The 232-nt window shown below is 64.2% G+C and carries 1 protein-coding gene; it reads right to left on the reverse strand.

Annotation, left to right across the window (positions count from 1 at the left end):
- Positions 1 to 232: IS3 family transposase (locus tag GSY69_RS14050; protein ID WP_160954420.1), on the reverse strand; the 232-nt coding region annotated here is incomplete at both ends.

Genomic DNA, 232 nt, shown 5'->3' on the forward strand with positions numbered 1-232 from the left:
GCCGCCAGGGTGACGGTCGGGTTCATGATGGTCTCGTATTCGATGGGGGTCAATCGGCCCAGGCGGGCCTGACGCCGGCGGCGGTGGTAGGTCCGTTCGATCCAGGTAATGATCGCGATCCGGAGTTTCTCACGGGTGCGCCAACGGCGCCGGTCCAGGACGTTCTTCTGGAGCAGTGCGAAGAAGGATTCCATCGCCGCGTTATCACCGGCAGCACCGACTTGGCCCATGG

It is taken from the genome of Brevibacterium rongguiense (assembly GCF_009857845.1).
GTDB classification, from domain to species: domain Bacteria; phylum Actinomycetota; class Actinomycetes; order Actinomycetales; family Brevibacteriaceae; genus Brevibacterium; species Brevibacterium rongguiense.